This is a genomic window from Arthrobacter sp. 05L45_2, from assembly GCF_056397525.1.
Window position 1 is genome coordinate 1 of record NZ_JBFTNO010000121.1, and the last position, 9,434, is coordinate 9,434.

Genomic DNA, 9,434 nt, shown 5'->3' on the forward strand with positions numbered 1-9,434 from the left:
CGGGGACGGTGGTGGCCGACGGCGCCGCAGCGGTCGGGCAGCATTTGCGCCTGGTGCTCGTCCGGGTGCAGGGACAATGGCGGATCCAGGAGATCCTCCCAGTCGCACCGGGCTAACCGCGGGCGGCCACCCAGGCTGCTGCCTCGGCCAGCGACGGGTGCTGCCACCGGTACCCGGCCTCCGCGAGGACGGCAGGCTCCATCCGCTGGCTGGCGAGCAGGAGTTCATTGGCCAGCTCGCCCATCACCAGGCGCAGCACCGGAGCCGGAACACGCAGCAGGGCCGGCCGGTGCAGCGCCTCGGCCAGGCGCGCGATCAGGGAGTTCACGTCCGCGTCTTCGGGCGCACACACGTTGACCGGTCCCTCCACCGGCGCGGTCAGCAGGAAGGAGAACGCGCCTGCCACGTCGGGGAGTGTGATCCACGRCCAGTACTGCCGCCCGGAGCCCAGCGGTCCGCCTACGCCCAGGCGCAGCAGCGGCATCAGCCGTCCGAGGGCTCCGCCGCTGCGGCTGAGGACCACCCCGGTGCGGGGCGTGACCACCCGAACCCCCGCCGGCGCCTCGTGGGCCGCGGCCTCCCAGTCCGAGCAGATCCGTGCCAGCACCCCGCTCCCGGAGGGAGCGTTTTCCCGCAGGACCGTTGAACCGGCGGTGCCGTAGTACCCGGAGGCCGATTGGCTCAGGAAGACCTGCGGGGGAGTGTCCGTGCGGCCCATTGCGGCTGCCAGCGTCCGCGTCGGCCCCAGCCGGGAGGCGCTGAGTTCATTGATCCGGCGCCGGGTCCATGGCCGGTCGCCGATGCCGGCGCCCGAAAGGTTAACGACGGCGTCCACACCCTGCAGCGCCGTGTCGTCAATGCGCCCCGCAGCCGGATCCCACTGGAACTCAGCGGGGGAGGCCGGCGGCCGCCGAACCAGGCTGGCGACGTCGTGCCCCTGCTCGCGGAGGGTGCTGGACAGGGCGGTTCCGATCAGCCCGGAGGCGCCGGCAATGAGGATGCGCATGATCCATCTCACCATGCCCGGCACGGCAGGGAAACCTCCCCGGAGGCGCGGCGCTCTTTGACTATGATCGAACGATGACCTCTTCGAGCTACCTCCGTTTCCCGCATCTTCACGGCGATCTGGTCACCTTCGTGGCCGAGGACGACGTGTGGATCGCGCCCCTCGACGGCGGCCGCGCCTGGCGGGTTTCCTCGCTCCAGCTTCCCGCCCGCAACCCGCGTTTCACGCCCGACGGCCAGCACCTGGTCTGGACCGTCGTCCAGGGCACGGCACCGGAGGTCGTCACCGCAGCCGTCGACGGCGGCGGATACCGCCAGCTCAGCTACTTCGGCCACGCCTCCACCAAGGTCAAAGGCTTCACGCCCGACGGCGACATTGTGGTCACCAGTGCCTTCCGGCAGGCGGACAGCCGCCTGACGAACGCCTACAGCCTGCCGGTGGACGGCGGCTGGGCCGAGGAACTGCCATTCGGACCGGTCGAGTCCGTCGCCTACGGCACGGTGGTCGGCGATGAGCGCCCCGTCGTCCTGGCCAGCGTCCTCTCCCGTGAACCGGCCTGGTGGAAGCGCTACCGCGGCGGAACGGCAGGAAAGCTGTGGATCGACGCTGACGGCAATGGCGAGTTCGAGCGGCTCGCCGCCGAACTCGACGGCAACCTCACCGACCCCATGTGGGTCCGCGGCCGGATCGCCTTCCTGTCCGACCATGAGGGCTACGGCAACCTGTACTCCGTGCTGCCCAACGGGACCGACCTCCGCCGCCACACGGACCACGAGGACTTCTACGTCCGGCATGCGGCCACCGACGGCGAACGCGTGGTGTTCGAATCGGCCGGCGAACTCTGGCTCCTCTCCGGACTGGACGCCGAGGCCGTCAAGCTCGACATCACCCTGGGCTCCGCCTCGCAGGCACGCCGCGCGGCCGCGCTGAAGCCGTCCCGCCACCTCGGCGATGTCATCCCCGACCGTACCGGCGACGCCAGCGCAGTTGAAGCGCACGGCACCCTGCACTGGCTGCGGCACAAGGACGGTCCGTCGCGCATCCTTGAGGCCACCCCGGGCGTCCGCGCCAGGCTGCCGAGGCCCTTCGGAGCCGGGCGCATCGCATACATTGCTGACCACGACGGCATCGAGGCGCTCTACCTGAAAGCCATCGCCGCCCCCGTGGCAGGCATCCGCGGCGCAGTTGCCCCGATGCCGTCCCAGGACTCCGCCGCCAAGGCCGGGCACGACGCCGACGGCGGCACGCCGCTGCCGCGCCCCGTGTCCGCAGCAGCCCTGAACCGACCCGCCGAGGCCAGCGCCCGGGCGGAGACTGCCGCCCCAGCAGACACTGCCGCCCCAGCCGCCGGCACCGCGGACACCGTCCCCGGTGCAGGCCACGACTCCGCGACAGGAACCGGACCCGCCCAGGAACACGCCGCTGAGGCCGGGCTCACCCGGATCGATTTCCCGAAGCCGAGCCGTGCCAGCGCCATGGAGGCAAGCCCGGACGGGAACTGGATTGCCATCGGGACCTCTTTCGGCGATATCTACCTGGCGGACACCCGCACCGGTGCCCTCACCCTGCTGAGCAGCATCGGCGACGGCAGCATCGACGGCTTCAGCTGGTCGCCGGACTCGGCGTGGCTCGGCTGGGCCGAACCCGTCACCTCCTTCGGATCGCGGACCCGGCTCCGGCTGGCACTGATCGCGGAACCCGCAGCAGGGGACGCCGTGGCGGGCAGTGAAAAGTCCAAGCCGACCATCATCGACGTCACCGACGGCCGCTTCCGCGACGAATCGCCTGCCTTCACCCCTGACGGCAAGTTCCTGGCCTTCCTGTCCAACCGCAGTTTCGACCCGGTCTACGACGGTCACGCCTTCGACCTCTCCTTCCCCAGCCCCATCAAGCCCTACCTCGTGGCCCTGGCCGCCGATACGCCGTCGCCGTTCGGCCCGAGCGTCGCCCTCCCCGACACGGCCGGCACTGCCGCCACGACCGGCGCCGACGGGGACGCCAACGGCGACGACGCCGACGGTGATGCCGCCAACGGCACTGACAGTCGCGTCCGGGTGCGGGTCGACGCCGAGGGCCTGGCGCACCGCGTCATCAGCGTTCCCGTGCCGCAGGGCAACTACACGGACCTCTCCGCCGCCGGCGGCGCCCTGCTGTGGCTGGACCACGAGCTGGCCGGCGTGACCGGCGACGGCCGCGCCAGCCTGGAAGACAAAAATGCGGCACCGAGCCTGGTCCGCTTCGACCTGGCCAAACGCCGCACCACGACCATCGTCGAGGCGCTGGACAGCTACCGGCTGACCGGCGACGGCGAGAAGGTTGTCCTGGTGCAGGACAAGCAGATCCGCGTCTCGCCGTCGGCCTCGAAGGCCGACGAGGACGCCGGCCAGCTGGTGAAGGTCGACCTGACCCGCATCCGGGTCCGGCTGGACCCGGTCAGCGTCTGGGGCCAGGCCTTCGACGAGGCCTGGCGCCTGCAGCGGGACTTCTTCTGGACCGAGGACATGGCCGGCCAGGACTGGGACTCGGTGCACGCACGGTACCGGCCGATCGTGGACCGGCTGGGCTCCCACGATGACCTCGTGGACCTGCTGTGGGAACTGCACGGCGAACTGGGAACCTCACACGCCTACGTCCGCCCGGTTATGGTCACGGAGAACGGCAGCAACGGCCAGGGCCGGCTCGGCGCCGACCTCGCCTTCACCGCCGGAGGCTGGGAGATCACCCGCGTCCTTGCGGGGGAGTCTTCGGATCCGCTGGCGACTTCACCGCTGACCCGGCCCGGCGTCGACGCCCGCGCCGGCGATGTCCTGCTGGCCATCGACGGTGTTGAGTTGACAGAGTCCCTGACGCCCGCCGTGCAGCTGGCCGGCGCCGCCGGCCGGGCCGTCGAGCTGACCCTGCGCAACGGCGCCGGCCACGGCGCGCAGGCGGGCAACCAGCGCCGCGTCGCCGTCGTACCCGTCAAGGACGAGGAACGGCTGCGCTACCAGGAATGGGTCGCCTCCAACCGGCGCACTGTGCGGGAAGCCTCGCAGGGCACCTTCGGGTACCTGCATATCCCGGACATGATGGCTAACGGCTGGGCCCAGCTGCACCGCGACCTGGACACGGAAACGTCGCTGGACGGCCTGATCGTGGACGTCCGCCGGAACCGGGGCGGTCACACGTCGCAGCTTGTCGCCGAGCTGATCGGCCGCAAAGTCACCGGCTGGAGCATGCCCCGGGGCGAGCGTCCGCGCACCTACCCGCACCACGCCCCGCGCGGACCCGTCATCATCCTCACCGACGAATTCGCCGGCTCCGACGGGGACATCATCACCCAGGTGTCCAAGCTGCGCGGGATCGGACCGGTCATCGGCACCCGCACCTGGGGCGGCGTCGTCGGGATCGACAACCGGTTCGCCCTCGCGGACGGCACCGGGGTCACCCAGCCCCGCTACGCCACCTGGTTCACCGGGGGCGTGGGCTGGGGCGTCGAGAACTATGGTGTTGCTCCCGACATTGAGGTGGCCTTCCCGCCGCACGCCTACGCCGCGGGCGCCGATCCGCAGCTGGAGTACGGCATCGGGGCGCTAAAGGAAATGATCCAGGAGCTGCCGACCGACCGGCCGCCGCTGCGCGAAGGGTACCGCCGGGTGCGGCCTGCCCCGCTTCCCGCCCGCCAGCCAGGCAACTAGCCAGTATGCAGAACGGCCCCCGTCCGGAATCTCCGGACGGGGGCCGTTGTGCGTGCAGGGCAGGCCAGGACTAGGCAGCGAGCGTCGCGTCCAGGCTGATCTTGATGCCGGTCAGGGCGGCCGACACCGGGCAGCCGGTCTTGGCTTCCTCGGCGATGCGCTGGAACTCGTCCTCGGAGATGCCGGGTACGCGTGCGTTCAGGGTCAGGTGGCTTCCGGTGATCCCCGTGCCGGGCTCAAAGGTGACGTCGGCCTTGGTGTTGACTTCCTCCGGCGTGTGGCCGGCCTGGGCCAGGGCGTGGCTGAAAGCCATGGAGAAACAGGCCGAGTGCGCGGCGGCGATCAGTTCTTCCGGGCTGGTCTTGCCCTCGGCGGCTTCGGCGCGCGCCTTCCAGGTGACGTCGAAGTTGCCCAGCCCCGAGCTGTCCAGGGTGGTGTTGCCCGCCCCCGACATCAGGTCGCCGTTCCATACAGTGTGTGCGGTGCGTGTCGTTGCCATGTCCACTCCTCAGCGTCGTTGAATCAGGATCCTGCCTGGCGGCGGATCCTGCCTTGTCCATCCTAGGGCTAACGACGACGGCGACGCACCCCGTGTGGGGTACGCCGCCGTCGTGGTGGAGAAGCGGAGGCTACTGCCAGAGGGTCGCGATCGCGATGTTGAGCAGGGCCAGTCCGCCGACGCTGTGGGCGAGTCCCTTGCTGATCGGCTCGTCCTTCTTGTACTTGCGGCGGCCGATGAAGGCCAGCACGGCCACGACCAGGGCCACCGTGAACTTCACGCCGAGTTTGGCGTAGTTCGCGTCCATGTCGAGGGCCGGGATTAGGCCCATCATGGCAATGCCGGTGATCAGCTGCAGGACGGCGCCATCGAATTGGCGGGGGTGGACGGTGGGCTTCTTCATCTGGCCGATCCAGATGCCGACGATCATGGTCGCGCCGATGATGTGCAGGAAGACCAGGATGTCGAACAAAATTTTCATGGCTTCAGTCTAACCAGAGATTTCTACGGAACGTAGTAGGACCGGCGGGTGGGTTGGACGCAGAACGGCGACGGCGGTGCGGGCGTTGCGGTGGTTTCCCACTGCTGCCCGCACCGCCGTCGCCGTTGGTACTGTGTGGCCCCCGGACCCGGGGACTGCCTGCTGCTAGAGGCCGAGGTCGGCTTCGAAGGCGCCTTCCTCAAGGCGGGCCTTGAGGGTCTGCAGGAAGCGTCCTGCGTCGGCGCCGTCCACCAGGCGGTGGTCGTAGGTCAGGGAGAGGTACATCATCGAGCGGATGGCGATCGAGTCGTCACCGTTCTCATCGGAAACCACCACGGCGCGCTTGACGATCGCACCGGTGCCGAGGATGGCCACCTGCGGCTGATTGATGATCGGGGTGTCGAAGAGGGCGCCGACGGAGCCGATGTTCGTGATGCTGAACGTGCCGCCGGAGAGCTCGTCCGGGCCGATCTTGCCGTTGCGGGTACGGTCCGCGACGTCGGCGATCTTGCCCGCCAGGCCGGCCAGGTTCAGGTTCCCGGCATCAGCGATGACGGGGACCAGCAGGCCCTTGTCGGTGTCTACCGCAATCGCCAGGTGCTCGGCGTTGTGGTAGGTGATTTCCTGCTTGTCCTCGTCGTAGGAGGCGTTGACCTTSGGGTGCTGCTTCAGGGCCTCGGCGACSGCCTTGGCRATGAAGGGCAGGAAGGTCAGCTTSGAGCCGTTCTGSGCCTGGAAGGAGTTCTTGGCCYKGGCSCGCAGYTTGGCGACCTTGGTCATGTCCACYTCGTGCACCTGGGTCAGCTGGGTGGAGAKGTCCAGCGACTCGCGCATGCGGCGGGCGATGACCTGGCGGATGCGCGGGGCCTTCTGCACGGTGCCGCGCAGCGAGGAAACATCAGCCGACGCCGCGGCCGGTGCTGCGGAAGAAGCCGCCGGTGCGGCGGCGGCAGCCGGGGCTGCCTTGGCCTCGGCCGCTGCGAGCACGTCCTGCTTGCGGATGCGGCCGCCGACGCCGGTGCCGGTCAGCGAGGAGATGTCCACGCCCTGCTGGTTGGCGAGCTTGCGGACCAGGGGAGTGACGTAGCCGGACTCAGCGGAAGCCGCGGGGGCGTCCTGCTTCGGGGCTTCCTGCTGGGGGGCCGGGGCTGCGGCCGGAGCCGGCGCCGGCGCAGCCGGTGCTTCCTGCTTGGGGGCTTTGGCCGGGGCGGGAGCAGCAGCCGGAGCGGCGGGTGCTTCCTGCTTGGGAGCTTCCTTGGGGGCTTCGGGTGCCGGAGCGGCAGCCGGAGCCGCGGCACCGGAGCCGATGACGGCCAGGACGGAACCGACCTCGGCCGTCTCGTCCTCGGCAACGCGGATTTCCTGCAGGGTGCCGGCGACCGGGGACGGGATCTCGGTGTCGACCTTGTCCGTGGAGACTTCGAGCAGGGGCTCGTCGACCTCGACGGTGTCGCCGATGCTCTTGAGCCAGCGCGTGACGGTTCCTTCGGTGACGCTTTCACCAAGGGCGGGGAGGGTGACCTCGTGGCCCTCGCCGGCCGGAGCGGCGTCCGCCGCGGGTGCGGCCTCGGCGGCCGGGGCAGCCTCAGCGGGGGTTTCGGCTTCGGCGGCCGGTGCTTCAGCAGCGGAGGGCGACTCGGCGGGTGCTTCTTCGGCGGCCGGAGCTGCGGCCGGGGCAGCTTCGGCGGAGCCCGAGCCGTCACCGATGCGCACCAGCGGGGCGCCGACTTCGGCGGTCTCGTCCTCGGCGACGAGGATTTCCTCGATCACGCCGGCGATCGGAGAGGGGATCTCGGTGTCTACTTTGTCGGTGGACACTTCGAGCAGGGGCTCGTCCACTTCCACCCGGTCACCGACCTGCTTCAGCCAGCGGGTGACGGTTCCTTCGGTGACGCTCTCACCGAGGGCGGGCAAGTTAACGGATTCAGACATGTCGTCCCCGTTCTCCTTATTGATGTAGTGCGGATGGTTGCTGCCGTGTCTTCGAGCCTAGTGCACCCGGCTTTCGGGCCGGGTGCACTAGGCACGGGGTAATGCTTGTGCTGGCTGGGTTAGCCGTGCAGGGGCTTGCCGGCGAGGGCGAGGTGGGCTTCGCCCAGGGACTCGTTCTGCGTCGGGTGGGCGTGGACCAGCTGGGCCACGTCCTCCGGGTAGGCTTCCCAGTTCACGATCAGCTGTGCTTCACCGATCTGCTCACCCATGCGGGCGCCGATCATGTGGACGCCGACGACGGGGCCGTCCTTCTGGCGGACCAGCTTGACGAGGCCGGAGGTGCCCAGGATGGAGCTCTTGCCGTTGCCGGCCAGGTTGTATTCCTGGGTCTCGACCTGATCGTCGCCGAACTTGGCCTTGGCGGCCTTCTCGGTGTACCCGACGGTCGCGATTTCCGGTTCGGAGTAGGTGACCTTGGGGATGTTGMCGTCCTCGACCACCACCGGCTTGAGGCCGGCGATTTCCTCGGCGACGAAGATGCCCTGCTGGTACCCGCGGTGGGCAAGCTGGACGCCCGGGACGATGTCGCCCACGGCGTAGATGTTGCCGACGCCGGTGTGCAGGCGCTCGTTGGTGATCACGAAGCCGCGGTCGATGGTCAGCCCGGCTTCCTCGTAGCCGAGGTTGGCCGTGACGGGGCCGCGTCCGACGGCGACCAGCATGAGGTCGGCCTCGAAGGTCTTGCCGTCAACAAGGGTGACCTTGACGCCGTCGTCGTTCTGCTCGACGCCCTGGAAGAAGACGCCCGTGGAGAACTTGATGCCGCGCTTCTTGAAGGCACGCTCGAAGTTCTTGACGATGGTGGCGTCCTCGTTCGGAACGAGGGAGGGCAGGCCTTCGACGATGGTGACATCGACGCCGAAGGACTTCCATACCGAGGCGAACTCGACGCCAATGACGCCGCCGCCGAGGATGATGGCGCTCTTGGGGATGAAGTCCATGGTGAGGGCTTCGTCCGAGGTGATGACCTTGCCGCCGATTTCCAGGCCCGGCAGGGTGCGGGAGTAAGAGCCGGTCGCGAGGACAATGTTCTTGCCCTTGTACGCGGTGCCGTTTACGACCACGGTGTCGTTGCCCTGGAGCTTGCCCTCACCCTCAATGACGGTGATGCCCTTCTTGCCCTTGATAAGTCYCTGGAGGCCCTTGAACTTACCGGCAATGATGCCGTCCTTGTAGGCGTTGACGGCGGTGATGTCGATGCTGTCCAGGGTCACGTTGACGCCGTACTTGGCGGAATCACGGGCGTGGTCGGCCAGTTCCGCGGAGTGCAGCAGTGCCTTGGTGGGGATGCAGCCGTTGTGCAGGCAGGTGCCGCCGAGCTTCCCCTTTTCGATGAGGCCGACGGTAAGGCCAAGCTGGACGGCGCGGAGCGCAGTCGCGTAGCCGCCGCTGCCGCCGCCGAGTACCAGGATGTCGAATTCTTGCGCAGTTGCCTGATCGGCCACTAAAACGCTCCCTCGCGTGAACGATGACACGAGAGTACGCATCATCTGGTCTTGGAACCTGTCTGCCGCGATTATGCCAGCAGCGCTGGTTCCCTTTCGTTTGGAATTACTTCTGTGAAGCTCTTTGCTGTGAAACTACGGTTCACCTTAGCGAACCACTAATACATGCTCCACCTTGTTGTGGCGTTTGTGGAGCGCTTGTGTCCAGTGTCACGCGGCCCTGTGGCGGGGGGATCAGTTCCCGCCGCCACAGCGCCGCGTGGCGGACTAGACAGTACGGGCGAGGATGTCCTCTACGTAAGCCACCAGGGTCCGGACCGTGCTGCCCGTGCCC

6 protein-coding genes are annotated in these 9,434 nt (G+C 68.7%); 1 reads left to right on the forward strand and 5 read right to left on the reverse strand.

Annotation, left to right across the window (positions count from 1 at the left end; all coding sequences use genetic code 11):
- Nucleotides 1-112 precede the first annotated feature (112 nt).
- On the reverse strand, nt 113-1,006 hold the full coding sequence (locus AC1DHD_RS10480; protein ID WP_476879663.1) for a TIGR01777 family oxidoreductase: 894 nt from the start codon (nt 1,004-1,006) through the stop codon (nt 113-115).
- A 74-nt stretch (nt 1,007-1,080) separates the two neighbouring features.
- Here AC1DHD_RS10480 and AC1DHD_RS10485 point away from each other — a divergent pair, with 74 nt between their 5' ends.
- Nucleotides 1,081-4,683, forward strand: a complete 3,603-nt coding sequence (locus tag AC1DHD_RS10485; RefSeq protein WP_476879658.1) for a S41 family peptidase — start codon at nt 1,081-1,083, stop codon at nt 4,681-4,683.
- Nucleotides 4,684-4,753: 70 nt separating this feature from the next.
- Here the strand turns inward: AC1DHD_RS10485 and AC1DHD_RS10490 are convergent, their stop codons facing one another.
- The 4 genes from AC1DHD_RS10490 to lpdA all read right to left on the reverse strand — a co-directional run bounded on the left by AC1DHD_RS10490 (nt 4,754) and on the right by lpdA (nt 9,100).
- On the reverse strand, nt 4,754-5,182 hold the full coding sequence (locus AC1DHD_RS10490; RefSeq protein WP_476879659.1) for an OsmC family protein: 429 nt from the start codon (nt 5,180-5,182) through the stop codon (nt 4,754-4,756).
- A 130-nt stretch (nt 5,183-5,312) separates the two neighbouring features.
- Nucleotides 5,313-5,663, reverse strand: a complete 351-nt coding sequence (locus AC1DHD_RS10495) for a hypothetical protein (RefSeq protein ID WP_476879660.1) — start codon at nt 5,661-5,663, stop codon at nt 5,313-5,315.
- 165 nt (nt 5,664-5,828) lie between these two features.
- Complete coding sequence (sucB, locus tag AC1DHD_RS10500) at nt 5,829-7,595, reverse strand: 2-oxoglutarate dehydrogenase, E2 component, dihydrolipoamide succinyltransferase (RefSeq protein ID WP_476879661.1); 1,767 nt, start codon at nt 7,593-7,595, stop codon at nt 5,829-5,831.
- Nucleotides 7,596-7,714: 119 nt separating this feature from the next.
- Complete coding sequence (gene lpdA, locus AC1DHD_RS10505; protein WP_476879662.1) at nt 7,715-9,100, reverse strand: dihydrolipoyl dehydrogenase; 1,386 nt, start codon at nt 9,098-9,100, stop codon at nt 7,715-7,717.
- Nucleotides 9,101-9,434: the final 334 nt, after the last annotated feature.

What these genes read in the sequence shown, in the direction of transcription:
- AC1DHD_RS10485 (WP_476879658.1), top strand. Translation starts at nt 1,081, where the DNA reads ATGACCTCTTCGAGCTACCTCCGTTTCCCGCATCTTCACGGCGATCTG.
- AC1DHD_RS10490 (WP_476879659.1), bottom strand. Translation starts at nt 5,182, where the DNA reads ATGGCAACGACACGCACCGCACACACTGTATGGAACGGCGACCTGATG.
- AC1DHD_RS10495 (WP_476879660.1), bottom strand. Translation starts at nt 5,663, where the DNA reads ATGAAAATTTTGTTCGACATCCTGGTCTTCCTGCACATCATCGGCGCG.